Origin of the sequence: Variovorax endophyticus (assembly GCF_025376855.1) — a bacterium.
GTDB lineage: Bacteria > Pseudomonadota > Gammaproteobacteria > Burkholderiales > Burkholderiaceae_C > Variovorax.
This window is the reverse complement of the sequence record NZ_JAHUTH010000001.1, coordinates 550,886-575,679: the sequence shown is the minus strand read 5'-3', so window position 1 is coordinate 575,679 and position 24,794 is coordinate 550,886. Positions and strand designations below refer to the sequence as shown.

The window sequence follows — 24,794 nt, the reverse complement described above, 5'->3', positions numbered from 1 at the left end:
ATGGACGAGGGCGGGAGCGGGCCGAAGACCGCTCCCATCCCTTGCCGCTCAGGGCGGGCAGGGATGCGCGCCGGCCGCCACGGTGCGCGAGGCGACGCTCGTCTCGTCCACCGTGCCGAGCGGACGGGTGAACTTGCAGCCATAGGCCGGATCGGCCACCGTCGCCGCGGTCACCACGTCGTCGCCCGCAGGCTTCACGCCGTCGCGTTCCCACTTGATCATCGCGTCGAAGGCCTCGACCTGCTCGGCCTGCGTGAAGTCGCAATGGGTGATGCCGCGCACCGCGCGCTGCACCAGCCAGCCACTGTTGCCCTTGGCCGCCACGCGCTTGTTGTAGATCTGCTCCATGCTGAAGGGCACGTAGAGGTCGCCGAGCGTGTGCAGGGTGACCACCGGGATCTTGAACTCGCCATTGGCCTTGGGAATCCAGCGCAGGCCGTCGCGGCGCAGGCGGTTGGCATCGGGCACGGCGGTGAGCTTGAGTACCGAGCCGTTCAGAGCCGTCGAGCCGGCCGCATCGCCTTCGATGGTGTAGGTGAAGCGGTTGGTGTCGAGCGTGCTCTTGTTGAGGATGCCGTTCACCGTGCCGTCGCTGCCGAGCACGCCCCACACATAGGCGAAGGAGCCGCCCGACTTGAAGCCCAGGTCGAACATCGGCCGGGGTCCGCCGGTGAGGTTCTCGATCACCGAGGCGTACTTGGTGCCGGTGGGCGTGGTGGTGATGTTGGGGATCGGCGAGACCGTGAAGGCGGTGAACAGCGTGCCCGTGACCTGCGCCACGATGTCCGACCAGTTCACCGTCGGGTACTTCGGCAGCCCCGCCAGCGCCTGCGCCGTGACCTGCGCGCCCGCGAAGTAGTCGAACAGCTCGGTGTCGCCGACCACGCCGCACATCGGCACCGCGCCGTTGTAGCGCACCTTGTGGTTGGCCGTGGCATAGGCCTCGTCCTCGATCGCCGCGGCCGTGATGTGGCCGCCCATCGAGTGGCCGGTGATGTAGATCTTCGAGGGCGCGGCGAGCTCGCGGCCGTTGGCCTTGGCGATCTTGTTGAACTCCAGCGCCAGCGCGTTGGTGTCCTCCACGCCCACGCGCACGTCGTAGAAGTTCTTGCTGTAGCTCGAGGCGGCCCAGGCATAGCCGTTCTGGATCAGGTAGCGGCGGATCGAGGGATTGCTGACCGCGAGCACGTTGCCTTCGCCGGCATAGCCGTGCGCGTACATCACGAGCTTGCCGTTCCAGTTGGACGGCACCTCCACGCGGTAGGCCGCGCCGCCGAGCACGCCGGCCCAGCGGCTGGTGGTGGCGTTGTCGACCGTGTCGCCGGCCGCGGCCGCGAGCGCTGCGAAGGTGGTGGCCGTGGGGTCGGCCGGTGCGAACGAATTGCGGTCGTCCTGCGCGCGGCGCTCCTCGGGCGCGGGTGCCGGCGGCGGAGGCGGCGGGGCCGGCGGCGCGGGGGCGGGCGCGGGCGGCAGGATCGGGAACACCCCGCCACCGCCGCCTCCACCGCCGCAGGAAGCGGCGGCGATGCTGGCGGCGATGACGATGAGCTTGAGGCGCGCGGAATGCATGGTTCGTTGTCTCCGTTTTTCGAGGGGCGAGGAATGCCGGCCGCCACGGTCGCGGCGTGTGTCCAGGAGGGCTGGCACGACCGTGCTTTTCCGCGGACCGGCGGCGCAGCGTAGAGGCGCCGCCCCTGTGGAAGGTGGGGGCTTTCCCGTAGCCGCTATCGCCTGCGCGACAGCGGGGCCCTCAGTTGCGCCGGCGCGTGACCGTCACCGTGGCCTCGAGGCCCTCGTAGGCCTCGGCCGGGCCGTACCAGCTGCCCGCGATCGGCGCGCCCTGGGCCGGGTCGCGCGTCACGCCGACGCGGATCAGCTGGCCGCTGCCCATGAGGTTGTTGGTCGGGTCGAACGCGACCCAGCCCGCGCCCGGCAGCCAGGCCTGCAGCCAGGCGTGCGTGGTGCCGGCGCCGGTCATGGCCTCGCCCTTGGCCTGCACCGTGCTGTCGAGCGCGGCGTCGTAGATGTAGCCCGAGACGAAGCGCGTGGCAATGCCCAGGCGGCGCACCGCCTCCATCATCAGCAGCGCGTAGTCGCGGCAGCTGCCGCTGCCCAGCGCCAGCGTTTCCAGCGGCGTCTGCGTGCCTTCCTCGTCGCGCGCCAGGTACTCGAGGCTCTGGCCGATGTGGGCGTTCATGCGCGTGAGCACCTCGCGCGTGCTGTTGGGCTCGTCGGTGTGCAGGAACTGGTGGGCCCAGCGGATCAGCGTGCCGTCGGGGTCGTCGTGGTGCGGGCGCAGGTAGTGCTCGAGGTCGAGCCGGTCCTGCACCGAATAGGCGAAGGGCAGGAACTCCGCGGCCGGGTCGATCGCGAGCTGGTCCTGCGCGGCCGCGGGCACGGTCTCGATGGTGAACGAGCAGACGATGCGCAGCTCGGTGGCCTCGCCCATCGGCTGCACCAGCGCCACCGAATTGGAATGCGGGTCCTGGATCAGCCGCGTGTGGGCCGCCGGGCTCACCTGCAGGTCGGTGGCCAGCACGCGCAGGTCGTGGCTGTCGCGCGGACGGAACATCACGCGATGCAGCCCGAAGCTGACCGGCTCGTTGTAGCGGTAGATCGTGGTGTGGCGGATGTCGTACTGGGTGCTGGGCATGCGCGCATTGTCTTGCGTTCGGACGCCGCGAACACGCCGGACTGCCGCATAATCCGCGCCCCCTCGGCCTTCGTGGCCGCACCGTTCGCCCATGGAGGACCATGTACGCATCGACTTTCATCTTCGCCACCCGCCAGTTCGACGACGCCTTCCACCGGCTCGACCAGGCGATCGCCGAAGCCGCCCGCGCGCTGCCCGGCTACCTGGGCGAGGAGAGCTGGGAGAACAGCGCCAGCGGGCTGGTGTCGAACGTCTACTACTGGCGCTCGCTCGAGGCGCTGCAGGCGCTGATGACGCATCCCTCGCACCTGCAGGCCAAGGCGGCGCAGGCGAACTGGCTCGATGGCTATCGGGTGGTGATCTCGGAGGTGGTGCGCAGCTACGGGGATGGGCGCATCGACCATCTGCTGCCGGCGCTGGACGCCGTGTAGCGGCCCTCAGGCCCGCGCGGTGCGCCGCGTATCGAGCGCCTTGGCCAGCGCCGCCGGCAGCGGCAACGGCTCGCCATGCCACTGCGCGGCCAGCAGTTCGGCGCACAGCGCGGCGAAGCTGAGCCCGCGCGAGCCGAGCGCCGTGCAGGCCCACAGGCCCTTGTCCTCGGGCGTATCGCCGAGCGGCCCGACCAGCGGCCGGCGGTCGCCCGAGGCGCAGCGCACGCCGACCCAGGCCTGGGCCTCGCCGCATGCGAAGGCCTCGTCGATCGATTCGGCGCTGGCCGGATGCAGCCGCGCGGCCCGCTCGCGAACGGCTTCGGAATCGCTGTCGCGCGGCGCCAGGTCATGGCTGTCGCGGTCGAAGGTGGCGCCGGCCAGCCACAGCGGCGCGCCGCCATCGGGCTCGGGCACGCCGGCGATCAGGTGGCCGTCGCCATTCACGGGCGCGGCGGGCAACGCGGCCGCGTCGCTGCGGCCCCAGGCCACCTGGCCGCGCACCGGCTGCAGCGGCAGGCGCGGCGCCAGCAGGCCCGAGCCATGGCCCATCGCGACCACCACGCGGTCGGCCTCGGCCAGCACGGCACCGTCTTCGGCCAGCAGCCGCCAGCCACCGGTGGCCGGATCGCGTTGCAGTCGCTCGACGCGGCAGCCAGCGCGCAACGCGATGCCGGGCTCGCGCAGCCAGGCTTCGACCAGCGCGCGCGGCCGCACCCAGGCGGCACGCGCATGCCACAGCGCGGGCGCGTCGGGCGGCAGGCCCGCGGCCGCGAGCTGCGCGGCGCTCGCGGGCCAGGACTCGTTGGGCCCGTCAGCCTGCCAGCCCGCGGGCACGCGCACATCGCCATCGGGCCGGCGCTCCAGCGTGCCGGTGCCGCGCCAGTCGCGGCCTTCTTCGAGGCGCTGCGCCAGTTCGTTCCAGGTGGCGCGGATGCCGGCGCGCGTGAGCCGCGAGAGCAGGGCGTCGTCGGGCGACACATGCGGCGCGAGCAGGCCCACGGGCAAGCCCGAGGCGCCTTCGGCCGGGCGCGCGGCGGCGTCGAGCACCTCGACCCGCCAGCCGCGCCGCGCGAGGCTGGCCGCCACGGCCGCGCCCGCGAGGCCGGCACCGATCACGGCGCAGCGGCCCGGCGTTGCGACGGTCTCGGGCAGCGGCTCGCGCCGGCGCACGGTCCAGGCCGGCGCGAAGCGCGCGCCCAGGCAGTCGCGCTTGGGCGGCAGGCCCGGGCGGCGTTCGAGCTGGAAGCCGTTCTGCGCCAGCGCATCGCGCACGGCGCGCGCATAGGTCCAGGTGCCGAGCAGGGTGTCCTGGCGCGCGAAGCGCGAGAGCGCCTTCAGCGTCTCGGGCGACCACATCTCGGGATTGCGCTGCGGGCTGAAGCCGTCGAGGTACAGGCTGTCGGCCTCGAAGCGCTGGGCGCGCAGCATGGGCTGCACCTCGCCCACGCAGAGCGTGAGCAGCACCCGGCCGTCGTCGAAGGCCAGCCGGTGGAAGCCCGGCAGCAGGCCGTGCCAGCGCGCGGCCAGCTCGCGCGCGAGCGGCGCGAGTTCCTCATAGGCGCCGGCGGCGCGCAGCAGGCTGTCGGCCGCTACCGGCCAGGCCTCGATCGAGACGAAGTGGAGCAGCCGCGGGCGTGCCGGATCGGCGCGCCACGCGGCCCAGGTCGCGAGGAAGTTGAGGCCCAGCCCGAAGCCGGTTTCGAGAATCCGCCACCGCGGCTGGCCGGCCCAGGCGGCCGGCAGGCCACAGCCGCCGAGGAAGACGTGGCGCGACTGCGCGAGCGCGCCGGCCTCCGTGTGATAGATGTCGCCGAAGCGTTCGCTGTGCGGTGTGCCGTCCGCGCGCCAGGCGACCGGTTCGGCCGTCACTGCAGGTGGTTGCGCGGCCTCAGGCCGATGGCGGGACGTAGCCCTGGGCGACGTCGGCGCCCTCGCCGAAGAAGTGCTTCTCCATCTGGCGTGCCAGGTACTGGCGGGCGCGCTGGTCGGCGAGGTTCAGGCGGTTCTCGTTCACCAGCATGGTCTGCTGCTTGAGCCAGGCGGCCCAGGCTTCCTTGCTGACGCTTTCCCAGATGCGCTTGCCGAGTTCGCCGGGGTAGGGGGGAAAGTCGAGGCCTTCGGCTTCCTTGCCGAGCTTGATGCACTGAACCATGCGAGCCATGTCGATTGCCTTTGGGTGGGGGAGCGCGGAACGCGGCTCTTAGTTGATTTAGCTATTTAGAACTGAAAACTTGGTCGTTCCAGTTCCTATATGTCGTATTGAGAATACGCAGCTTCATTGATATGCCATTCGAGAACGACACCATGAGCCTCCGCCGCGACTTTATCAAGCTTTCCCTCGGTGCCGGCGTGGCCGGCGCCATGGCCCTGTCGGCACTGCCGGCGTTCGCCCAGGGCAGCGCCGCCGGTCCGGTGACGCTGCTGAACGTCTCCTACGACCCCACGCGCGAGCTGTACGTGGACTACAACCAGGCCTTCGCCAAGTACTGGAAGGGCAAGACCGGCCAGGACGTGACGATCAAGCAGTCGCACGGCGGCTCGGGCAAGCAGGCCCGCTCGATCATCGACGGCATCGACGCCGACGTGGCCACGCTGGCACTCGGCGGCGACGTCGACGCGCTGGTCACCCACGGCGGCCTGCTCAAGGCCGACTGGCAGAAGCGCCTGCCGCACAACTCGGCGCCCTACACCTCGACCATCGTGTTCCTGGTGAAGAAGGGCAATCCCAAGGGCCTGAAGGACTGGGACGACCTGGTCAAGCCCGGCGTGCAGGTGATCACCCCCAACCCCAAGACCTCGGGCGGCGCGCGCTGGAACTACCTCGCGGCCTGGGAATTCGCCAAGCGCAAGTACGGCGGCGATGCCAAGGCCAAGGAATACATCGGCAACCTGTTCAAGAACGTGCCCGTGCTCGACACCGGCGCGCGCGGCTCGACCATCACCTTCGTCCAGCGCGGCGTGGGCGACGTGTTGCTGGCCTGGGAGAACGAGGCCTTCCTGGCGCTGAAGGAATTCGGCCCCGAGAAGTTCGAGATCGTGGTGCCGTCGATCTCCATCCTGGCCGAGCCCACCGTGGCGGTGGTCGACAAGGTGGTCGACAAGAAGGGCACGCGCGCCGTGGCCGAGGAATACCTGAAGTACCTGTATTCCGACGAAGGCCAGGACATCGCGGGCCGCAACTTCTACCGCCCGACCTCGGACAAGGCGAAGGCCAAGTACGAGAAGCAGTTCCCCAAGCTGACGCTGGTGACCATCGACCAGGCCTTCGGCGGCTGGGCCAAGGCCGACAAGGACCACTTCGCCGACGGCGCCTCGTTCGACCAGATCTACACCGCCAAGCAGAAGTAAGCGCGGCAGTCGCCCCGCTGCGACCGACCCCGATGGCGCCCGCTGCGGCGGATGCCAGGGACCGGTTCGCTTCGACCCTTCCGATACCGCCACCCGAAAGCCTTCCGTGTCCGTTCTCCTGATTGCCGGCAGCCCCTCGGCGCCCTCGCGCTCCACCGCCTTGCTCGACGCGGTGGCCGAGCGCCTGGCGCGGCGCCATGCGCAGATCGATCGGCTCGCGATCCGCGACCTGCCGGCGCAGGCGCTGCTGCTGGCGGACTGGAACCATCCGGCCATCGTGCAGGCTATCGCCCAGGTGACGCGGGCCCGCGCCATCGTGGTGGCCACGCCGGTCTACAAGGCCGCCTACAGCGGCGTGCTCAAGGTCTTCCTCGACCTGCTGGCGCAGAACGCGCTCAAGGGCAAGACGGTGCTGCCGCTGGCCACCGGCGGCAGCCCGCACCACATGCTCGCGCTCGACTACGCGCTGCGGCCCGTGCTGCAGTCGCTGTCGGCGCGCCACATCCTGCCGGGCGTCTACGCGAGCGATTCGCAGATCGCGCTGACGCCCGAGAACGCCTACCAGGTGCACAACGACCTGGCGGAGCGGCTCAACGAGGCCGTCGAGGTGCTGGCCACCGAGGGGCTGAAGCTGCCGGCGACACACGGCTTCGAGCCGGTGCCGTTCTCGCGCGTGCGATGTAGCGTCTGAAGCCGGCCGGCGCACGGCCCGGCCGCCACCACCGCTTCATTCCATTCCCGACCCTTCCGAACGCGGCGCTGTGCGCCGCGCGGGGATGGCTTCGCCTCCAGTTTCGATTCAGTCCAAGGACCACCCCGCATGAACCCCGTTGCCACCGAAGACTCCGTGCTCGACGTGCCGCCGCGCTCGCTCTGGCGCGCATTGCGCGACCTCGCCGTCAGCATCGTCGTGGTCGCCGCGATCGCATTGATCGTGAGCTTCCTGTCCGCCACCTCCGCGCATGCGCAGGGCAAGGCCGGCGCCGCCAGGGAGCTGCGCATCGGCTACCAGAAGTCGGCCAGCCTGTTCGTGCTGCAGAAGGCGCAGGGCTCGCTCGAGAAGCGCCTCGCGCCGCTGGGCGTGGGGGTGAAGTGGGTCGAGTTCCCGGCCGGCCCGCAGCTGCTCGAGGGCCTGAACGTCGGCGCCGTCGACGTCGGCTACGTGGGTGAGGCGCCGCCGATCTTCGCGCAGGCCGCGGGCGCCAAGTTCGTCTACTTCGGCTACGACCCGGCCGCGCCGCGCGCCGAGGCGATCCTGGTCACCAGGGATTCGCCGATCCAGTCGGTGGCCGACCTCAAGGGCCGGAAGGTCGCGCTCAACAAGGGCAGCAACGTGCACTACCTGCTCGTGAAGCAGCTCGAGAAGAACGGCCTGAAGTTCAGCGACATCCAGCCCGTGTACCTGGCACCGGCCGATGGCCGCGCCGCCTTCGAGAGCAAGAACGTCGACGCCTGGGTGATCTGGGATCCGTTCCAGGCCGCGGCCGAGAAAGCCACCGGCGCGCGCGTGCTCGCCGACGGCACGCCGGGCGTGGTCAGCAACTACCAGTACTACCTGGGCGAGCGCGGCTTCGTGAAGAACAACCCGAAGGTGATCGAGGCCCTGTTCGAGGACTCGGTGGCCCAGGGCATCTGGCTCAAGAAGAACCTGCGCCAGGCGGCCGAGCTGATCGCGCCGCTGCAGGGCCTGCCGGTCGACGTGGTCGAGCTCGCGCTGCGCCGCTACGAGTTCAACGTGAAGCCGATCACGCCCGAGGTCGCCGCCGACCAGCAGCGCATCGCCGACACCTTCCACGCGCTCAAGCTGATTCCGAAGCCGATCAAGGTCAGCGACGCCGTCGTCGCAGCCCAGCCCTGAGCACCGGCCCCCTTCATCTTTCGCAAGCCACACCAGCCATGACCACCATCTCCCTCCCGCGCCGCCGCCTGCTGCAGGGCACCGCCGCCGCCATCGCGCTGCCTTCCGCCTTCGGTGCGCTGGCGCAGGCGCCCGCGCGCCAGTTCCGCATCGGCAACCAGAAGGGCCTGCTCAACATCCTCAAGGGCCGCGGCACGCTCGAGAAGCGCCTCGCGCCGCTGGGCGTGAGCCTCAAGTGGACCGAGTTCACGGCCGGCCCGGTGCAGCTCGAGGCACTGAACGTCGGCTCGATCGACTTCGGCGACGTGGGCGAGGCGCCGCCGATCTTCGCGCAGGCCGCCGGCGCGCCGCTGGCCTACGTGGGCGCCACGGTGCCGCGTCCGCAGTCGGAAGCGGTGCTGGTGCCCAAGGGCTCGGCCATCAAGAGCGTGGCCGAACTCAAGGGCAGGAAGATCGCGCTCAACAAGGGCTCGAACGTCCACTACTTCATCGTCAAGCTGTTCGAGAAGCACGGCCTGTCGTATGCCGACCTGAACCTGGTCTACCTGCCGCCGGCCGATGCGCGCGCGGCCTTCGAGAAGGGCTCGATCGACGCCTGGGTGATCTGGGACCCGTTCCTGGCCGCGGCCGAGAAGACGCTCGAGGCGCGCGTGCTGGCCGACGCCACCGGCGTGGTGGGCAACCGTGCCTACTACTTCTCCTCGCTCGACTACGCCGCGAAGAACGCCGACGTGGTGGCGATCGCGATCGAGGAACTCAACAAGGTCGACGCCTGGGGCTCGGCCAACCGCGGCGAGCTCGCGACCGAACTGGCCGCGCTGTGGGGCCTGCCCAAGCCTGTGGCCGACCTCACGGTGGCGCGCACCGCCTACGGCACCACGCCGATCACCAAGGCCATCCTCGGCGAGCAGCAGAAGATCGCCGACACCTTCTTCGACCTCAAGCTGATCCCGAAGAAGATCAACGTGCTCGAAGCCGCCACGGGGATCGCGTGATGCAGATCTTCTGGTTCCTGCCCACGCACGGCGACAGCCGCTACCTCGGCACCAGCGAAGGCGCGCGCCCGGTCGACCTCGACTACCTGCAGCAGATCGCGGGCGCGGCCGACCACCTCGGCTACGAGGGCGTGCTGATCCCGACCGGCCGCTCGTGCGAGGACCCGTGGGTGATCGCCTCGAGCCTGATCGGTGCCACCAAGAAGCTCAAGTTCCTGGTCGCGGTGCGGCCCGGCCTGCACCAGCCCAGCCTGGCCGCGCGCATGGCCGCGACCTTCGACCGGCTCTCGAACGGACGCCTGCTGGTGAACCTCGTGACCGGCGGCGACCAGGCCGAGCTCGAGGGCGACGGCGTCTACCTCGACCATGCCGCGCGCTACGAGCAGTCGGCCGAGTTCATCCGCATCTGGCGCGAGATCCTCGCGCGCAGCCACGACGGCCAGGCCTTCGACTACGAAGGCAAGCACCTGAGCGTGAAGGGCGCCAAGCTGCTCTATCCGCCGGTGCAGAAGCCGCATCCGCCGGTGTGGTTCGGCGGCTCGTCGGCCGCGGCCCATGAGCTCGCGGCCGAGCAGGTCGATGCCTATCTCACGTGGGGCGAACCGCCGGCCGAGGTGGCGAAGAAGCTCGCCGACGTGCGCGCGCGCGCCGAGCGCCAGGGCCGCCAGGTGCAGTTCGGCATCCGCCTGCACGTGATCGTGCGCGAAACCGAAGAGGCCGCCTGGAAGGCCGCCGAGGACCTGATCAGCCGCGTCGACGACGAGACCGTGATCCGCGCCCAGGCCGCCTTCGCGCGCATGGACTCCGAAGGCCAGCGCCGCATGGCCGCGCTGCATGCGGGCGGCGCCAGGCGCACGCGCGCCGAACTCGAGATCGCACCCAACCTCTGGGCCGGCGTGGGGCTGGTGCGCGGCGGCGCCGGCACGGCGCTGGTAGGCGACGCGAAGACCGTGGCCGCGCGCATCGAGGAATACGCCGCGCTCGGGCTCGACCGCTTCATCCTCTCGGGCTACCCGCACCTCGAGGAGGCCTACCGCTTCGCCGAGCTGGTGTTCCCGCTGCTCTCGCGCAAGGCCAAGGCCCGGCTGGCCGGCGGTTCGCTGAGCGGGCCCTTCGGCGAGGTCGTCGCCAACCTCGACGCGCCTTCGCGCCTCGTCTCGCAAAGCTGAAGGACACGCCATGACGGAACAGGTTCAGGAACTGCCGGCGGTCGCGCCGGCCGAGGGCGCGGGCTCCGCGCTGCGGGGCTTCGGCCTCAATGTCGCCAGGCGGCTGGTGCCGTGGCTGGTGCCCGTGGGGCTGATCGTGGTGTGGCAGATCGCGTCGTCGCTGGGCTGGCTCAGCACCCGCGTACTGCCGGCGCCGGTCGACGTGGTGAAGGCCGCGTGGAACCTCACGGTGTCGGGCGAGCTGTGGACGCACGTGAAGGTCAGCGCGGGCCGCGCGCTCGCGGGGCTGGCCATCGGCGGCGGCGCCGGGCTGGCGCTGGGCCTGCTCACGGGCTCGGTGAAGTTCTTCGAGACGCTGCTCGATTCCACCATCCAGATGGTGCGCAACATCCCGGCGCTGGCGCTGATCCCGCTGGTGATCCTGTGGTTCGGCATCGACGAGTCGGCCAAGCTGTTCCTGATCTCGGTGTCGGTGTTCTTCCCGATCTACCTCAACACCTTCCACGGCATCCGCAACGTCGACCCGCAGCTGATCGAGATGGGCCGCACCTACGGCCTCACGCGCTGGCAGCTCTACCGCGAGGTGATCCTGCCGGGCGCGCTGTCCTCGATCCTGGTCGGCCTGCGCTTCTCGCTGGGCCTGATGTGGGTGATCCTGATCGTGGCCGAGACCATCTCGGCGCAGGCCGGCATCGGCTACCTGACGATGAACGCGCGCGAGTTCCTGCAGACCGACATCGTGCTGGTGGGCATCCTGCTGTACGCGCTGCTCGGCAAGCTGGCCGACCTGTTCGCGCGCGGCCTCGAGCAATGGTGGTTGCGCTGGCATCCGGGCTACCAGAAGAAGACGACGAAGTGAGGGCAGGGGAATGACGCACACGACCATCTCCCGCCGCCAGGCGATCGCGACGCTCGGCGCAGCCGGCGTGCTCGGCCTGGCGGGCACGCCCGCCGCCTTCGCGCAGGGCACGGCCGCGCGGCCCGCCACCGTGCGCCTGGGCTACCAGAAGTCCTCGACGCTGATCGCCGTGCTCAAGGCGCAGGGCGTGCTCGAGAAGCAGCTCGCGCCGCTCAACGCCACCCTGAGCTGGCACGAGTTCACCAGCGGCCTGCCGCTGCTCGAGGCGCTGAACCTCGACAACCTCGACATCAGCGCCGACGTGGCCGACACCGTGCCGGTGTTCGCGCAGGCGGCCGGTGCCGAGCTGACCTTCATCGCGCAGGAAGCGCCGTCGCCCGCGGCGCAGGCGATCCTGGTGCGCGAGGACTCGCCGCTCAGGACCGTGACCGACCTCAAAGGCAGGAAGGTCGGCTTCGCCAAGGCGGCCGGCGCGCACTACCTGCTGATCGCCGCGCTCGACAAGGCCGGCCTCTCGTTCAAGGACATCGAGCCCGCCTACCTGACGCCGGCCGACGGCCGCGCCGCGTTCGAGAAGGGTGCGATCGACGCCTGGGTGGTGTGGGACCCGTTCCTCGCCGCCGCGCAGCGCCAGTCGAAGGTGCGCGTGCTGGCCGACGGCGCGGGCATCGCGTCCTACCAGCGCTACTACCTCGCGAGCACCAAGTTCGCGAAGGCGCGGCCCGACGTGCTGCGCGTGGTCTATGCCGAGCTCGAGAAGACCGGCAGGTGGGTCAAGCAGAACCCCAGGGAGGCGGCCGCGCTGCTGTCGCCCGTGTGGGGTCTCGACGCCGCCACCATCGAGCAGGCCAACGGCCGCCGCAGCTACGCGGTGCGGCCGGTGGTGCCCGAGGTGCTCGGCGAGCAGCAGCGCATCGCCGACGCCTTCCTGGCCGAGAAGCTGCTGCCCAAGAAAATCAATGCGCTCGACGTGGCGCTGTTCAAGCCTGGAGCCTGAGATGAGTGCCGTCCTCGACCGACCGCAGAACGACGTGCCGCTGGCGATCCCCGGCGGCGTGCGCCTGGAAGTGCGCGGCCTGCACAAGCACTACGGCGAACGCGAGGTGCTGCGCAACACGCAGCTCGCGATCGAGCCGGGCCAGTTCATCGCCATCGTGGGCCGCAGCGGCTGCGGCAAGAGCACGCTGCTGCGCCTGATCGCCGGCCTCGAGGACGCCTCGTCCGGCGCGCTCTACACCGACGGCAAGCCGGTCAGCGGCCTGCACGACGACACCCGGATCATGTTCCAGGAGGCGCGCCTGCTGCCCTGGCGCCGCGTGCTCGACAACGTGACGCTGGGCCTGTCGAAGGACGCCAGGGCGCGCGGCAAGGAAGTGCTGGCGCAGGTCGGCCTGGCCGACCGCGAGAACGAGTGGCCGGCACGCCTGTCGGGCGGCCAGCGCCAGCGCGTGGCCCTGGCGCGCGCGCTGGTGCACCACCCGCGGCTCCTGCTGCTCGACGAGCCGCTGGGCGCGCTCGACGCGCTCACGCGCATCGAGATGCACCGGCTGATCGAGAACCTGTGGCAGCGCCACCGCTTCACCGCGCTCCTGGTCACGCACGACGTGCAGGAAGCGGTGGCGCTGGCCGACCGCGTGATCCTGATCGAAGACGGGCGCATCGCGCTCGACGAGAACATCGCCCTGGCGCGTCCGCGCTCGCAGGGCGACCCGGCCTTCGCGGCCATCGAAAAACGCATCCTCGACAGGGTGCTGCAAAAGCCCGGGGCAACCGAAGAGGCTGAAAGCGGCGCCGAAGCAAGCTGGCTCGGCAAGCCCGCGCACGAACTGCGCTGGGCGATCTGAGCGTTCCTTCCTCCCATCTGAAAGGCTTCGCATGTCGCAACACTGGAAATTCGAGACCCTGTCGGTGCACGCCGGCTATTCGCCCGACCCGACCACGCGCGCCGTGGCGCCGCCGATCTACCAGACGGTGGCCTACGCCTTCGACAGCGCGCAGCACGGCGCCGACCTGTTCGACCTCAAGGTGCCGGGCAACATCTACACCCGCATCAACAACCCGACGCAGGACGTGCTCGAGCAGCGCATCGCCGCGCTCGAGGGCGGCATCGCCGCGCTGGCGCTGGCCTCGGGCCAGGCGGCCGTGACCTACGCGATCCAGACCATCGCGGAAGCCGGCGACAACATCATCAGCAGCACGGCGCTCTACGGCGGCACTTACAACCTGTTCGCCCACACGCTGCCGCAGTTCGGCATCACCACGCGCTTCGCCGATCACCGCGATCCGAAGAGTTTCGAAAAGCTGTTCGACGAGAAGACCAAGGCGGTGTTCGTCGAGTCGCTCGGCAACCCGGCCGGCAACGTGACCGACATCGCGGCCATCGCCGAGATCGCGCACCACCATGGCGTGCCGCTGATCGTCGACAACACCGTGCCTTCGCCCTACCTGAGCCGGCCGATCGAGCATGGCGCCGACATCGTGGTGCACTCGCTGACCAAGTACCTCGGCGGCCACGGCACCAGCATCGGCGGCGCGATCGTCGATTCGGGCAAGTTCCCGTGGGCGCAGCACAAGCAGCGCTTCAAGCGCCTGAACGAACCCGACGTGAGCTACCACGGCGTGGTCTACACCGACGCGCTCGGCCCGGCCGCCTACATCGGCCGCGCGCGCGTGGTGCCGCTGCGCAACACCGGCGCCGCGATCTCGCCGTTCAACGCCTTCCTGATCCTGCAGGGCATCGAGACGCTGTCGCTGCGCGTGGAGCGCATCAGCGACAACGCGCTGGCCGTGGCACGGCACCTGAAGGCGAACAAGTCGGTGAAGTGGGTCAACTACGCGGCGCTCGAGGACCATCCCGACCATGCGCTGGCGCGGAAGTACCTGGGCGGCAAGGCCAGCGGCGTGCTGACCTTCGGCATCGAGGGCGGCCGCGAGGCGGGCGCCAAGTTCCTCGACGCGCTGAAGCTGTTCACGCGCCTCGTCAACATCGGCGACGTGCGCTCGCTCGCCACCCATCCGGCCTCGACCACGCACCGCCAGCTGTCGCCCGAGGAACTCGCGCGCGCCGGCGTGAGCGAGGAGACCGTGCGCCTGTCGGTCGGCATCGAGCACATCGACGACCTGCGCGCCGACCTCGACCAGGCGCTGGCCGCGGCCGCGGCCTGAGGCAGGCGCGAAAGCAGAACCATGACAACACTGCAATCCATTCCCGACGCCGCGCTCGACCAGCTGTTTCGCAAGGCGCGCACCGTGCATGCCTTCAAGCCGGTGCCCGTGAGCGACGAGACCATCCGCCAGCTCTACGAGCTGCTGAAGTGGGGCCCGACGGCCTACAACGCCCAGCCCGCTCGCTACGTGTTCGTGCGCAGCGAGGAGGCCAAGGCGAAGCTCAAGCCCGCGCTGTCGTCGGGCAACACCGCGCAGACGTTGGCCGCGGGCGTGACCGTGATCGTGGCGCACGACACGCGCTTCTACGACCACCTGCCGGTGCTGTTCCCGGCCTACGACGCCAAGCCCTTCTTCGAGAAGAGCGCCGAGGCGGCGCAGGCGACGGCGTTTCGCAACAGCAGCCTGCAGGGCGCCTACCTGATCCTCGCGGCGCGCGCGCTGGGCCTCGATGCCGGGCCGCAGTCGGGCTTCAACGCCGAGCTGGTCGACAAGGCCTTCTTCCCCGACGGCCGCTGGCGCGCCAACTTCCTCGTCAACCTCGGCGTGGCCGACCACGCCGGCACCTTCGAGCGCGGGCCGCGGCTCGCGTTCGACGACGTGGCCGAGATCGCCTGAGAGTCACGTCCTTCCTTCACCGACCCATCCATCCACACCATCCAAGCAAAGGGAACCATCATGTCCATCCAGGCCATCAACGTGCGCAACCAGTTCAAGGGCAAGGTCCGCGAGATCATCCGCGGCGACGTCGTCTCCGAAGTCGATGTCGAGACCGCCTGGGGCATCGTGACCTCGGTCATCACCACGCGCTCGATCGACGAGCTGCAGCTCAAGGTCGGCTCCGACGTCGTCGCGCTGGTGAAGTCCACCGAAGTGTCGATCGCCAAGCTCTGAATCCCCTGGAGTGCGCGTGGCGCATTCCCCCTCGGCCCGGCGCCAGCGATGGCGCCGGGCTTTTTTTCAGTACTTGATCGTGATGCCGGCCTTCACGCCGTTGTTCTGCTTGCCGTCGGACTCGACGCCGGCCGAGAACGAGGTGTTGCCGCCGGTGCTGCCGCCCACCGAGTAGATCGGGCGCGAGCCCGAGGTGTCCATGCCGCCATAGGCCGTGGCGCCGCTCGGGCGCTGCACGCCGATGGTGGCGCCGAGGGTGTCGGCCGATTTCTCGGTGGGCGCGATCTTGGGCGCCACGTAGAGGATGGTGCCGTCGTCGGTCTTCACAGGGAGCTTGGGTTCGTCGGCCCAGGCGAGGGCGGCGGCAGTGCAGCCGGCGGCCAGGGCGAGGGTGGTCGAGAGGAATCTGCGCATGCGTCGGGGGAGGAGGTCGTCGGGGTTCAGGAGGTGGTCCTGCTGGCGCGCCAGGGCAGGCCCGTCAGGATATCGAAGGCGTGCTCGGTCTCGCCGATCCGGATCACGAAGACGTAATCGTTTGTCAGCCCCTGCTGGCGCGCGCCGAGCACCTTGTAACCGGCGCGTCCCGAGGGCACCTCGTAGGTGGGCCCGAACTCGGCGCCCCGCGCGATCAGCTCGCGCGTGGTCCAGGTCTTCAGCAACCGGCCGCCGAGGTAGAAGCCGAACGCGGCCTGCGGGTCCGCGGACGAAGGCTCCAGCTCCCGGTCGAGCCGCATCAGCGCGACCTGGCCCGCGATGGGGCTCCATGCCAGCAGCAGGCGGCCCGGGTTGAACCAGGGATAGCGGTCGACGGCTTCGTCGCCGTTCCTGCGGACCCGGTAGACCGTGGTCGTGCCGGCGTCGCCCGTGTCGGAGTCGGGTATGCATCGGGCATAGAAGACACCATCGGGGCCGGCCACGACGTAGGCGATGTTCGACATCGCGCGCACGGCGAACGCGCCGCCGGGCAGCCCGGCGATGCCCGACAGCAGGGCCAGCGGGGCCAGTGGCCAGAGGGATCTGCGTTGCATGAAGGCACTCCCGAAGCGGTGGGGTGGCGACTCTAGCGCGGGTCGCGCGCGGTGGCTTCAGCTTTCCTTCAGCACCCCGAATGAGGCTTAGAACGCTCGGTTGTTAGGAACCGACTTTTCAGTCGTTTGAGGATCGCGGGCCCGCTCCTACAGTGATGGTCATCGCCACCAGCGGCGCATGCATCCATACAGCAACGCACACCAGGAGCTCGCACACCATGTCCGTGGAAGTTGAAGACCTCGTCCTGCCCGAAGCGCTCGAGAAGGCGCGCGCCCATGCCGCCGAAGCCGGCTGGCCCCATGCGGGCGGCGTGACGCCGCCCGTGGCCTGGCAACTGGTGCAGCAAGGCAAGGCGGTACTGGTCGACGTGCGCTCGGGCGAGGAACGCAAGTTCGTCGGCCACGTGCCCGAGAGCCTGCACGTGGCCTGGGCCACCGGTACCGCGCTCACGCGCAATCCGCGCTTTGTGCGCGAACTCGAGGCCAGGCTCGCGAAGGACGGCGGCAAGGATGCCGTGGTGCTGCTGCTGTGCCGCAGCGGCAAGCGCTCGGCGCTCGCGGCCGAGGCCGCCGCCAAGGCCGGCTTCTTGCAGGTCTACAACGTGCTCGAGGGCTTCGAGGGCGAGATCGACGCGCAGCAGCATCGCGGCGGCGCCGACGGCTGGCGCTTCCATGGCCTGCCGTGGGTGCAGGACTGATTTCTCCCCACGCACGGAAGGAAGAACGGCCCATGGCCCATTTCGAAGTCGCGGAGATCGTTGCCGCGCTGCATGCGGTGCGCAACGAATGGCGCGACCTGCAGCGCCGCTCGCGCGAACCCGGCGCGCGCGAGTTCCCCTCGCGCGACGCACTGGCCCATATCGTGGAATCGCTCAAGGGCGCGCTGTTTCCGATGCGGCTCGGCCCGCACGACCTGCGCCACGAGAGCGAGGATTTCTATGTCGGTCATACGCTCGACGCCGCCTTGCAGGCGCTGCTGTCGCAGGCGCGGCTGGAGCTGCATTTCAACGCGCGCCATGCACCGCGCAGCGCCAGCGAGATCGACGAGGCCGCCACCGCGGCGGTGCGCAGCTTCGCGAACCGCCTGCCCGAGCTGCGCCGGCTGCTCGACAGCGACGTGCTCGCGGCCTACCAGGGCGACCCGGCCGCGCGCAGCGTCGACGAGGTGCTGCTGTGCTATCCGGGCGTGCTCGCGATGATCCATCACCGGCTCGCGCACGAGCTCTACAGCCTCGACCTGCCGCTGCTGGCGCGCATCGTGGCCGAACTCGCGCACGGGCAGACCGGCATCGACATCCATCCGGGCGCGCGCATCGATGCCGGCTTCTTCATCGACCACGGCACCGGTGTCGTGATCGGCGAGACCGCGGTCATCGGCAAGCGCGTGCGGCTCTACCAGGCCGTGACGCTGGGCGCCAAGCGCTTTCCGACCGACACCGAGGGCAACCTGCAGAAGGGCCTGCCGCGCCATCCGGTGGTGGAGGACGACGTCGTGATCTACGCCGGCGCCACCATCCTCGGGCGCGTCACGCTCGGCAAGGGCGCCGTCATCGGCGGCAATGTCTGGATCACCGACGACGTGCCGCCGGGCGCGAGCGTCACGCAGGCCAGCCTGCAGAAGAACAACGCACCGAGGGGGTGAACACACCATGAATGCATTCGTCGAAGATTTCGGAGTGGCCGTGCGCCAGTTGCGCGAGGCCCATGGCTGGTCGCAGGAGCAGCTCGCGGAGCGCTCGGACCTCAACCGCTCCTACGTGGGCGAGGTGGAGCGCGGCCGCGTGATCCCCTCGATCGTCACCGCGCACAAGCTCGCCACCGCGCTCGAGATCAACATCGTGCATCTGCTGTCACGCTGCGAGCAGCTCGGCCAGTCGCGCCTGGCACGCCGGATCAACTTGGCGGCTATAGCCTGTTGAGGGGAAACCCTTGGCGCCGGGACACTCCCGCCGTCAGTCGCGTTCGTCCCTTTTCTTCATTCCCACGGCCTTTCGGAGTCGCCGGCACCGCTCGCGGTGACCCGGTGGGCCTGATCACATCGGAGCTTTCTTCATGACCGCAACCGTCGGTGGAACCACCGCGCTCGGCGACAACGCCGCCAGGCAGCTGGCCAATGCCACCAAGACCGTTCCCCAGCTCGAGACCATCAGCCCGCGCTGGCTCACGCACCTGCTGCAATGGGTGCCGGTGGAGGCGGGCATCTACCGCGTCAACAAGGTCAGGAACCCCGAGGCCATCAAGGTCACCTGCACCTCGCGCGAGGAAGAGAACCAGCTGCCGCGCACCTTCGTCGACTACGAGGAGAACCCGCGCGAGCACTACCTCAATGCCGTGAGCACCGTGCTCGACGTGCATACCCGCATCTCCGACCTCTACAGCAGCCCGCACGACCAGATCAAGGAACAGCTGCGCCTGACGATCGAGACGATCAAGGAGAACCAGGAGAGCGAGCTCATCAACAACCCCGACTACGGCCTGCTGGCCCAGGTCAGCGAAGAGCAGCGCATCTTCCCGCTGACCGGCGCGCCCACGCCCGACGACCTCGACGAGCTGCTGACCAAGGTCTGGAAGGAGCCGGCCTTCTTCCTCACGCACCCGCTGGCGATCGCCGCCTTCGGCCGCGAAGCCACGCGCCGCGGCACGCCGCCGCCGACCGTGAGCCTGTTCGGCTCGCAGTTCATCACCTGGCGCGGCATTCCGCTGATCCCGTCGAACAAGGTGCCGGTGGCCGACGGCAAGAGCAAGATCCTGCTGCTGCGCGTGGGCGACAAGCGCCAGGGCGTGGTCGGCCTGTTCCAGCCGGGCCTCGCGGGCGAACAGAGCCCGGGCCTGTCGGTGCGCTTCATGGGCATCAACAACCATGCGATCGCGTCGTACCTGATCTCGCTGTACTGCTCGCTCGCGGTGCTGACTACCGATGCGCTGGCGGTGCTCGACGACGTCGAGATCGGTAAGTACCACGACTATCCCGACACCTACAAGTAAGCCGCGGTGAACACTCCCACGACTCCGGGCGAGGCGCCGTTCGATCCGGCGATCCTCGCGCGCATGGCGAGCGCGATGTTCGCGGCGCTGCCGGGCACGCCGCCGGCTTCGCTGCCGGGCGCGCAGTTCCCCGCCAACATCGCGCCGCCAGGTTCGCCGCTCGTGAGCCCGGCCGGCTTCGGGCCCGGCGTGCCGGGCACGCCGATCCCGCAGGGGCAGGTGCCGGGCACCAACCTGCTGCCGGCCTCGCCCACGCAACTGCCTTCGCTCGCGAACCGCGCGCCCGCGCTGCTGCCGCATGCGGTGGCCGGCAACGGCGTGCCCGACACGGTGCTGTCGGTGGCGCCGGCCTTCGAGCCGCGCTCGGGTGGCCACGTGCTCGGCGTGCCGCCGGTGCAGCCCTCGCAGGCCGCATCGAGCGGCGCCTCGCCGTACTACTTCCTCGGCGGCAACCATGGCCAGCCGGCCGGTGCCGGCGGCTTCGCGGTGCATGATCCCTTCGCCGACCTCGCGGCGCTGGCCTTGTCGCGCGAACCTGCCGCGCCACCGTCGGCACCGCCCGTGCCCGTGCCCGTCAACGGCCGCGACGCGCAGTTCTACTTCGTCGACGCGGTGCGGCTGCCCAGCGGCTTCGTCACGCCGGCCAAGGCCGATCCGCGCGGGCCCGAGGCGGTGTCGCTGGCCGGCAGCGGCCAGCATCCGCCGTTCGACGTCGACGCCGTGCGGCGCGACTTCCCGATCCTGCAGGAGCGCGTGAACGGCAAGCAGCTCGTGTGGTTCGACAACGCGGCCACCACGCACAAGCCGCAGTCGGTGATCGACCGCATCGCCTACTTCTACGCGCACGAGAACTCGAACATCCACCGCGCGGCGCACGAGCTGGCCGCGCGCGCCACCGACGCCTACGAAGGCGCGCGGGAGCGCGTGCGCAAGTTCATCAACGCGCCCGAGGTCGAGGAAGTGATCTTCGTGCGCGGCACCACCGAGGCCATCAACCTGGTGGCCAGGAGCTGGGGCGGCCAGCACGTGGGCGAGGGCGACGAGATCGTCGTCTCGAACCTCGAGCACCACGCCAACATCGTGCCGTGGCAGCAGCTCGCCGCCGCCAAGGGCGCGAAGCTGCGCGTGATCCCGGTCGACGACTCGGGCCAGGTGCTGCTCGACGAGTACCGCAAGCTGCTCAACGACCGTACGAAGATCGTCGCCGTCACGCAGGTCTCGAACGCGCTGGGCACCGTGGTGCCGGTGAAGGAGATCGTCGAGCTGGCGCACCGCGTGGGTGCGAAGGCGCTGGTCGACGGCGCGCAGTCGGTCTCGCACATGCGCGTGGACGTGCAGGACATCGGCGCCGACTTCTTCGTGTTCTCGGGCCACAAGGTGTTCGGGCCCACCGGCATCGGCGTGGTGTGGGGCAGGCGCGAGGTGCTCGAGGACATGCCGCCATGGCAGGGCGGTGGCAACATGATCGCCGACGTGACCTTCGAGAAGACCGTGTTCCAGCCGATCCCGAACAAGTTCGAAGCCGGCACCGGCAACATCGCCGACGCGGTGGGCCTGGGCGCGGCGATCGACTACGTCAACAAGGTCGGCATCGAGAACATCGCGCGCTACGAGCACGACCTGCTGGTCTACGGCATGGCGCAGCTCGGCGCGATTCCAGGCGTGCGGCTGATCGGCACCGCGGCCGACAAGGCCAGCGTGATGTCCTTCGTGCTCGACGGCTACAGCACCGAGGAGGTGGGCCAGGCGCTCAACGAGGAAGGCATCGCGGTGCGCACCGGCCACCATTGCGCGCAGCCGATCCTGCGCCGCTGCGGCGTCGAGACCACGGTGCGGCCCTCGCTGGCCTTCTACAACACCTTCGACGAGATCGACCGGCTCGTGGCGGTGGTGCGGCGGCTCGCGGGCCGGCGGCGCTCAGGCTAGTTCGACGACCCGAGGTGCTGCCTGAAGAAGGCCTGAACCTCGGCGTTGAAGGCCGCATGGAAGGCCGCGCGGTCGAAGTCCGGACCGTCGCGGCAGATTTCCGGGTTCGATGCGAGCTGCATGGTGGAGCAGGGCGCGAGAAAGCCGAAGTGGCCGGCCTTGTCGGCCACGCGCCAGTCCGGGGCCGTCGGCAGGTTGCGCCGTACGGCCGCCACGTTGTCGGGCGTGACGCCATCGCCGCCATAAGCCGAGGCCCAGAGCTGCACCGGCACCTTCACCTGTTTCAGGCCCTCGGCATCGAACAGCGTGCTGAGCGGATCGGAGATCACCGCGGCCCGGATGCGTTCGTCGTGCGCCAGAGGTGCAGCGAGCAGCGCGCGGAAGCGCTGCCGCATGGCCGTGCATTCCGGGCCCTGCGGCGCCGCGCTGCAGGGCGAGCCGGGCAGCGGCGGCAGCTTCTCGAAATCGGGCCGCGCGCCGATCAGCACCAGCCCCGTGTAGCCGCCGCGCGAGAAGCCGTAGAAGCCGACCTTGCCGGCCGCGAGCTTCGCATGCGAGGGCCAGCGCGCGAGCATGTGGTCGACCAGGCGGCGGATGTCGGTGGTGCGCGTCGCGAGCGCCACGATGCTGTCCTCGGGGCCGCCGCGGATGCGGAAGTTGTCGTCCGAGTGGTTGATCGCGGCGACGACGAGGCCCGCGTTCGCGAGGGCCTCGGCCGTGTCGTGATGGCCGAGGAAGGAGCCGCCGTAGCCGTGCGACAGCACCACCAGCGGCAGCCGGTCGCCCGCGATCGGGCAGTCGCGCACGCCGGGCAGCGTGGCGCGCTCGAGCTGGATCTGGCCGTCGGGTGCGGCGCAGGGCGTCCATACCGCGCCGCGCAGCGCCGGGCCATCGGCATCGGCCGGTATCTCGAGGGGGCTGAAGCCCGCGGCCTGGGCGCAGGCCACTCTCAGGCCCAGCGCGAGGGGAAGCAGGAAGCGAAGGAGGTTCATGGCGGCAGTGAAGGCCGGGATCGGCCGGCGGGACGGATCGGAATCAGCAGGTCGGTGCGCAACGCTGCCGGCGCGACCTGGCGCGGCGAGTTCAGGTAGTGCTCGAGCGTGGGCCGGTCGTCGGGCTCGTAGCCGCTGCCGGGCAGCCAGCGTGCGTAGAGCGCGTAGACGGCGGCGTTGATGCGCGTATAGGGCCCGGCGAGCGTGTGCACCGCGTAGAGGCCGCCCGGCAGGTCGAAGGCCTCGATCTCCGCGTCGCCGGTCGGCCAGGGATCGGGCGAGGCCGCCGCCACGTAGTAGCGGAAATCCGGCCGCGCCTCGGGATTGCCGCAGGAGATGCCGAACCAGCCCGACACGCGGCGCGGACCCAGCCGGGCGCGCAGCCGCCGGTGCGTGTGCGGGATGGTGGAGGCCGGCCCGTGGTGGCGCAGCGCCTGCACTGGCTGCGCCGGGCGCTCGACGATCCGCACGGCGGGCGGCGTCTCGTCGCTCCGGTTCCGTGCCACGGGCATCGCATCGAGCACCACCGCGTGCATCTGCTGCTGGAATTCGCGCGGCGATTGCCCGGTGAACTGGCCGAAGGCACGCGTGAAGGCCTGCGGGCTCTCGTAGCCCACGGCCAGCGCCACGTCCGTGATGCTCTGACCGCCGCGCGCCAGCAGCCGCGTGGCCATGGCGAGGCGCACGCGCCGCACCGTGGCGGCCACGGTCTCGCCCGCGATGCTCTGGTAGATGCGGTGGAAGTGGAAGGGCGAGAAATGCGCGAGCGCCGCCAGGTCCTCGAGCCGGTGGTCCGCCATCGGGTCGGCCACGATGGCCGCGACGGCGCGCGCCGCGCGTTCGCGGTAGTCGTGTTCGGCGCGGGGTGCGGTCATGCCCCGCAGTGTGCCGCCGGGCGGCGGCCGCCGCTTAGCCGACTTTGCGGAGTCAGCGACGCACAGGCTATGCTTTGCGGTCGTCGACAACGCAGCCCGCCCCTCGCATGTCCCAGTCTCCCGCCCCCGCTTCCGCCTCCCCGGCCACCGATGAATCCTGCGACGTGCTCGTCGTGGGTGGCGGTCCGGCCGGCTCCACCATCGCCGCGCTGCTGGCCCGGCAGGGCCGCAAGGTGGTGCTGCTCGAGAAGGAGCACCATCCGCGCTTCCACATCGGCGAATCGCTGCTGCCGGGCAACGTCGAGCTGTTCGAGAAGCTCGGGGTGCGCGACCAGGTCGAGAAGATCGGCATGCCGAAGTTCGGCATCGAGTTCGTCTCGCCCGACCACGAGCACCGCAGCTACGTCGATTTCGCCGAGGGCTGGGACAAGTCGCTCGACTCGGCCTGGCAGGTGCGCCGCTCCGACCTCGACGAGATCCTGTTCCGCAACGCGGCGGCGCGCGGCGCCGAGGCGCTCGAGGGCTGCAAGGTGCGCGACGTGCGCTTCGATGCCGACGGCGCCACGGTGCGCGCCCAGATGGACGACGGCGAGCGCCGCAGCTGGCGCGCGCGCTTCGTGGTCGATGCGACCGGCCGCGACACCCTGCTGGCCAACCAGTTCCGCTGCAAGCAGAAGAACCCCGAGCACAACAGCACCGCGCTGTTCGGCCATTTCCGCAACGCGAAGCGGCTCGAGGGCCGCAAGGAAGGCAACATCAGCATCTGCTGGTTCCCGCACGGCTGGTTCTGGTTCATTCCGCTGGCCGACGGCACCACCAGCGTAGGCGCGGTCTGCTGGCCCTACTACCTGAAGTCGCGCGACAAGCCGCTCAAGGACTTCTTCTACGACACCATCGCGCTGTGCCCGGTGCTGGTCGAGCGACTGAAGGACGCCGAGCTGGTCGACGACGCGGTGCATGCCACGGGCAACTTCTCGTATTCGAGCACCCACGCCACCGGCGACCGCTACCTGATGCTCGGCGACGCCTTCACCTTCATCGACCCGATGTTCTCCTCGGGCGTCTACCTCGCGATGCACAGCGCCTTCGACGGCGCCGAGGCCGTGGCCAAGGCGCTCGACCGCCCGATGGAGTACGCGGGCGCGCGCGCCGACTTCGAAGCCATGATGCGCAAGGGCCCGCGCGAGTACTCGTGGTTCATCTACCGCGTGACCAACCCGACCATCCGCGAGATGTTCATGTACCCGGGCAACCCCTTCCGCGTGAAGGAGGGCCTGATGTCGCTGCTGGCCGGCGACATCTACCGCGGCACGCCGTTCTGGGGCGCGCTGCGGATGTTCAAGCTGCTGTACTACTTCATCTCGGCGATGCACCCGCGCCGCACCTGGGCCGGCTGGAAGCGGCACCGCGACAACATCCGGGACATGGGGATGTTGAAGGGGGAGACGATCCTCAAGTCGGATTGACGGGGCGCGCGCTCGCCTTTGCCATTCAGCGGGGCGGCCCCGTGAATAGCAAGGTGAATAGATAAATCGCGCGACTTCACGCGGGTTTTCGCAGGGGAAACCCGGGAAGCTGAATGGATTCGTGAATAGATACTCGGCGCGCGCCGGCCA

Annotated in this window: 26 protein-coding genes; 18 read left to right on the top strand and 8 right to left on the bottom strand. The window is 70.1% G+C overall.

The genetic code is table 11. The features are described from left to right. Positions 1-48 precede the first annotated feature (48 nt). Positions 49-1,569, bottom strand: a complete 1,521-nt coding sequence (locus KV106_RS02555; protein ID WP_261205936.1) for an alpha/beta hydrolase family protein — start codon at positions 1,567-1,569, stop codon at positions 49-51. 181 nt (positions 1,570-1,750) lie between these two features. Next, positions 1,751-2,653 carry a transglutaminase family protein gene (locus KV106_RS02550; protein WP_057593395.1) on the bottom strand — a complete coding sequence of 301 codons (903 nt, stop codon included), beginning with the start codon at positions 2,651-2,653 and terminating at the stop codon, positions 1,751-1,753. A gap of 101 nt (positions 2,654-2,754) precedes the next feature. On the opposite strand from KV106_RS02550, the gene KV106_RS02545 reads away from it, so the two are divergent. Beyond that, on the top strand, positions 2,755-3,084 hold the full coding sequence (locus tag KV106_RS02545) for an antibiotic biosynthesis monooxygenase family protein (protein WP_261205935.1): 330 nt from the start codon (positions 2,755-2,757) through the stop codon (positions 3,082-3,084). A 6-nt stretch (positions 3,085-3,090) separates the two neighbouring features. On the opposite strand, the gene mnmC is transcribed toward KV106_RS02545, so the two are convergent. Both mnmC and KV106_RS02535 read right to left on the bottom strand, forming a co-directional pair. Next, positions 3,091-4,953: a bifunctional tRNA (5-methylaminomethyl-2-thiouridine)(34)-methyltransferase MnmC2/FAD-dependent 5-carboxymethylaminomethyl-2-thiouridine(34) oxidoreductase MnmC1 gene (mnmC, locus tag KV106_RS02540; RefSeq protein WP_261205934.1), complete on the bottom strand. Its 1,863-nt coding sequence runs from the start codon at positions 4,951-4,953 to the stop codon at positions 3,091-3,093. Positions 4,954-4,972: 19 nt separating this feature from the next. Continuing rightward, positions 4,973-5,245, bottom strand: a complete 273-nt coding sequence (locus KV106_RS02535) for an oxidative damage protection protein (protein ID WP_057593392.1) — start codon at positions 5,243-5,245, stop codon at positions 4,973-4,975. A 143-nt stretch (positions 5,246-5,388) separates the two neighbouring features. Between KV106_RS02535 and KV106_RS02530 the strand changes: the two genes are divergently transcribed. The 11 genes from KV106_RS02530 to KV106_RS02480 all read left to right on the top strand — a co-directional run bounded on the left by KV106_RS02530 (position 5,389) and on the right by KV106_RS02480 (position 15,372). Beyond that, complete coding sequence (locus tag KV106_RS02530; protein WP_057593402.1) at positions 5,389-6,432, top strand: sulfate ABC transporter substrate-binding protein; 1,044 nt, start codon at positions 5,389-5,391, stop codon at positions 6,430-6,432. Between the two features lie 106 nt (positions 6,433-6,538). Beyond that, positions 6,539-7,123 carry an NADPH-dependent FMN reductase gene (ssuE, locus tag KV106_RS02525; RefSeq protein WP_057593391.1) on the top strand — a complete coding sequence of 195 codons (585 nt, stop codon included), beginning with the start codon at positions 6,539-6,541 and terminating at the stop codon, positions 7,121-7,123. 129 nt (positions 7,124-7,252) lie between these two features. Continuing rightward, positions 7,253-8,290 carry a sulfonate ABC transporter substrate-binding protein gene (locus KV106_RS02520; protein ID WP_261205931.1) on the top strand — a complete coding sequence of 346 codons (1,038 nt, stop codon included), beginning with the start codon at positions 7,253-7,255 and terminating at the stop codon, positions 8,288-8,290. A gap of 38 nt (positions 8,291-8,328) precedes the next feature. Next, a complete protein-coding gene (locus KV106_RS02515) occupies positions 8,329-9,285 on the top strand; it encodes a sulfonate ABC transporter substrate-binding protein (RefSeq protein WP_261205929.1) in 957 nt (318 codons plus the stop codon). After that, on the top strand, positions 9,285-10,454 hold the full coding sequence (ssuD, locus tag KV106_RS02510; RefSeq protein WP_093341529.1) for an FMNH2-dependent alkanesulfonate monooxygenase: 1,170 nt from the start codon (positions 9,285-9,287) through the stop codon (positions 10,452-10,454). Before KV106_RS02515 ends, ssuD begins: the two co-directional genes overlap by 1 nt. A 10-nt stretch (positions 10,455-10,464) precedes the next feature. After that, on the top strand, positions 10,465-11,313 hold the full coding sequence (gene ssuC, locus KV106_RS02505; RefSeq protein ID WP_057593388.1) for an aliphatic sulfonate ABC transporter permease SsuC: 849 nt from the start codon (positions 10,465-10,467) through the stop codon (positions 11,311-11,313). A 10-nt stretch (positions 11,314-11,323) separates the two neighbouring features. Beyond that, complete coding sequence (locus tag KV106_RS02500) at positions 11,324-12,310, top strand: aliphatic sulfonate ABC transporter substrate-binding protein (protein WP_261205927.1); 987 nt, start codon at positions 11,324-11,326, stop codon at positions 12,308-12,310. Between the two features lies 1 nt (position 12,311). Then, the gene (locus KV106_RS02495) at positions 12,312-13,157 is read left to right on the top strand and encodes an ATP-binding cassette domain-containing protein (RefSeq protein ID WP_261205926.1); all 846 of its coding nucleotides are present in this window, start codon (positions 12,312-12,314) and stop codon (positions 13,155-13,157) included. A gap of 31 nt (positions 13,158-13,188) precedes the next feature. Further along, complete coding sequence (locus tag KV106_RS02490) at positions 13,189-14,478, top strand: O-acetylhomoserine aminocarboxypropyltransferase/cysteine synthase family protein (protein ID WP_057593385.1); 1,290 nt, start codon at positions 13,189-13,191, stop codon at positions 14,476-14,478. Between the two features lie 21 nt (positions 14,479-14,499). Next, positions 14,500-15,096 (top strand): malonic semialdehyde reductase, encoded by a 597-nt coding sequence (locus tag KV106_RS02485; RefSeq protein ID WP_261205924.1) that lies wholly within the window; start codon positions 14,500-14,502, stop codon positions 15,094-15,096. 60 nt (positions 15,097-15,156) lie between these two features. Further along, the gene (locus KV106_RS02480; RefSeq protein WP_042579699.1) at positions 15,157-15,372 is read left to right on the top strand and encodes a TOBE domain-containing protein; all 216 of its coding nucleotides are present in this window, start codon (positions 15,157-15,159) and stop codon (positions 15,370-15,372) included. A 66-nt stretch (positions 15,373-15,438) separates the two neighbouring features. On the opposite strand, the gene KV106_RS02475 is transcribed toward KV106_RS02480, so the two are convergent. Next, on the bottom strand, positions 15,439-15,786 hold the full coding sequence (locus tag KV106_RS02475; protein WP_057593383.1) for a hypothetical protein: 348 nt from the start codon (positions 15,784-15,786) through the stop codon (positions 15,439-15,441). Between the two features lie 26 nt (positions 15,787-15,812). After that, complete coding sequence (locus tag KV106_RS02470) at positions 15,813-16,400, bottom strand: hypothetical protein (protein ID WP_261205922.1); 588 nt, start codon at positions 16,398-16,400, stop codon at positions 15,813-15,815. A 218-nt stretch (positions 16,401-16,618) separates the two neighbouring features. Between KV106_RS02470 and KV106_RS02465 the strand changes: the two genes are divergently transcribed. The 5 genes from KV106_RS02465 (at position 16,619) to KV106_RS02445 (ending at position 21,311) form a co-directional block, all read left to right on the top strand. Continuing rightward, entirely contained in the window at positions 16,619-17,098 is a 480-nt protein-coding gene (locus KV106_RS02465; RefSeq protein WP_261205921.1) for a rhodanese-like domain-containing protein, read from the top strand. A gap of 32 nt (positions 17,099-17,130) precedes the next feature. Further along, the gene (gene epsC, locus KV106_RS02460) at positions 17,131-18,042 is read left to right on the top strand and encodes a serine O-acetyltransferase EpsC (RefSeq protein ID WP_261205920.1); all 912 of its coding nucleotides are present in this window, start codon (positions 17,131-17,133) and stop codon (positions 18,040-18,042) included. Between the two features lie 7 nt (positions 18,043-18,049). Further along, on the top strand, positions 18,050-18,319 hold the full coding sequence (locus KV106_RS02455) for a helix-turn-helix domain-containing protein (protein ID WP_057593379.1): 270 nt from the start codon (positions 18,050-18,052) through the stop codon (positions 18,317-18,319). 133 nt (positions 18,320-18,452) lie between these two features. Beyond that, positions 18,453-19,385, top strand: coding sequence for a family 2A encapsulin nanocompartment shell protein (locus KV106_RS02450; protein WP_057593378.1), 933 nt, complete (start codon positions 18,453-18,455; stop codon positions 19,383-19,385). A 63-nt stretch (positions 19,386-19,448) separates the two neighbouring features. Then, positions 19,449-21,311: a family 2A encapsulin nanocompartment cargo protein cysteine desulfurase gene (locus KV106_RS02445; RefSeq protein ID WP_261205975.1), complete on the top strand. Its 1,863-nt coding sequence runs from the start codon at positions 19,449-19,451 to the stop codon at positions 21,309-21,311. Here KV106_RS02445 and KV106_RS02440 read toward each other — a convergent pair. Continuing rightward, a complete protein-coding gene (locus tag KV106_RS02440; protein WP_261205919.1) occupies positions 21,308-22,303 on the bottom strand; it encodes an alpha/beta hydrolase family protein in 996 nt (331 codons plus the stop codon). The two genes, KV106_RS02445 and KV106_RS02440, sit on opposite strands and share 4 nt — an antisense overlap. Further along, positions 22,300-23,178, bottom strand: a complete 879-nt coding sequence (locus tag KV106_RS02435) for an AraC family transcriptional regulator (protein ID WP_261205918.1) — start codon at positions 23,176-23,178, stop codon at positions 22,300-22,302. Before KV106_RS02435 ends, KV106_RS02440 begins: the two co-directional genes overlap by 4 nt. 107 nt (positions 23,179-23,285) lie before the next feature. On the opposite strand from KV106_RS02435, the gene KV106_RS02430 reads away from it, so the two are divergent. Next, positions 23,286-24,644 carry an NAD(P)/FAD-dependent oxidoreductase gene (locus KV106_RS02430; protein ID WP_057593375.1) on the top strand — a complete coding sequence of 453 codons (1,359 nt, stop codon included), beginning with the start codon at positions 23,286-23,288 and terminating at the stop codon, positions 24,642-24,644. Positions 24,645-24,794: the final 150 nt, after the last annotated feature.

Excerpts from the sequence above, each read along its gene's own strand:
- KV106_RS02555 (WP_261205936.1), bottom strand. The coding sequence starts at position 1,569 with ATGCATTCCGCGCGCCTCAAGCTCATCGTCATCGCCGCCAGCATCGCC.
- KV106_RS02550 (WP_057593395.1), bottom strand. The coding sequence starts at position 2,653 with ATGCCCAGCACCCAGTACGACATCCGCCACACCACGATCTACCGCTAC.
- KV106_RS02545 (WP_261205935.1), top strand. The coding sequence starts at position 2,755 with ATGTACGCATCGACTTTCATCTTCGCCACCCGCCAGTTCGACGACGCC.
- KV106_RS02535 (WP_057593392.1), bottom strand. The coding sequence starts at position 5,245 with ATGGCTCGCATGGTTCAGTGCATCAAGCTCGGCAAGGAAGCCGAAGGC.
- KV106_RS02530 (WP_057593402.1), top strand. The coding sequence starts at position 5,389 with ATGAGCCTCCGCCGCGACTTTATCAAGCTTTCCCTCGGTGCCGGCGTG.
- KV106_RS02520 (WP_261205931.1), top strand. The coding sequence starts at position 7,253 with ATGAACCCCGTTGCCACCGAAGACTCCGTGCTCGACGTGCCGCCGCGC.
- KV106_RS02515 (WP_261205929.1), top strand. The coding sequence starts at position 8,329 with ATGACCACCATCTCCCTCCCGCGCCGCCGCCTGCTGCAGGGCACCGCC.
- ssuD (WP_093341529.1), top strand. The coding sequence starts at position 9,285 with ATGCAGATCTTCTGGTTCCTGCCCACGCACGGCGACAGCCGCTACCTC.
- ssuC (WP_057593388.1), top strand. The coding sequence starts at position 10,465 with ATGACGGAACAGGTTCAGGAACTGCCGGCGGTCGCGCCGGCCGAGGGC.
- KV106_RS02500 (WP_261205927.1), top strand. The coding sequence starts at position 11,324 with ATGACGCACACGACCATCTCCCGCCGCCAGGCGATCGCGACGCTCGGC.
- KV106_RS02495 (WP_261205926.1), top strand. The coding sequence starts at position 12,312 with ATGAGTGCCGTCCTCGACCGACCGCAGAACGACGTGCCGCTGGCGATC.
- KV106_RS02490 (WP_057593385.1), top strand. The coding sequence starts at position 13,189 with ATGTCGCAACACTGGAAATTCGAGACCCTGTCGGTGCACGCCGGCTAT.
- KV106_RS02485 (WP_261205924.1), top strand. The coding sequence starts at position 14,500 with ATGACAACACTGCAATCCATTCCCGACGCCGCGCTCGACCAGCTGTTT.
- KV106_RS02480 (WP_042579699.1), top strand. The coding sequence starts at position 15,157 with ATGTCCATCCAGGCCATCAACGTGCGCAACCAGTTCAAGGGCAAGGTC.
- KV106_RS02475 (WP_057593383.1), bottom strand. The coding sequence starts at position 15,786 with ATGCGCAGATTCCTCTCGACCACCCTCGCCCTGGCCGCCGGCTGCACT.
- KV106_RS02470 (WP_261205922.1), bottom strand. The coding sequence starts at position 16,400 with ATGCAACGCAGATCCCTCTGGCCACTGGCCCCGCTGGCCCTGCTGTCG.
- KV106_RS02465 (WP_261205921.1), top strand. The coding sequence starts at position 16,619 with ATGTCCGTGGAAGTTGAAGACCTCGTCCTGCCCGAAGCGCTCGAGAAG.
- epsC (WP_261205920.1), top strand. The coding sequence starts at position 17,131 with ATGGCCCATTTCGAAGTCGCGGAGATCGTTGCCGCGCTGCATGCGGTG.
- KV106_RS02455 (WP_057593379.1), top strand. The coding sequence starts at position 18,050 with ATGAATGCATTCGTCGAAGATTTCGGAGTGGCCGTGCGCCAGTTGCGC.
- KV106_RS02450 (WP_057593378.1), top strand. The coding sequence starts at position 18,453 with ATGACCGCAACCGTCGGTGGAACCACCGCGCTCGGCGACAACGCCGCC.
- KV106_RS02445 (WP_261205975.1), top strand. The coding sequence starts at position 19,449 with ATGGCGAGCGCGATGTTCGCGGCGCTGCCGGGCACGCCGCCGGCTTCG.
- KV106_RS02440 (WP_261205919.1), bottom strand. The coding sequence starts at position 22,303 with ATGAACCTCCTTCGCTTCCTGCTTCCCCTCGCGCTGGGCCTGAGAGTG.
- KV106_RS02435 (WP_261205918.1), bottom strand. The coding sequence starts at position 23,178 with ATGACCGCACCCCGCGCCGAACACGACTACCGCGAACGCGCGGCGCGC.
- KV106_RS02430 (WP_057593375.1), top strand. The coding sequence starts at position 23,286 with ATGTCCCAGTCTCCCGCCCCCGCTTCCGCCTCCCCGGCCACCGATGAA.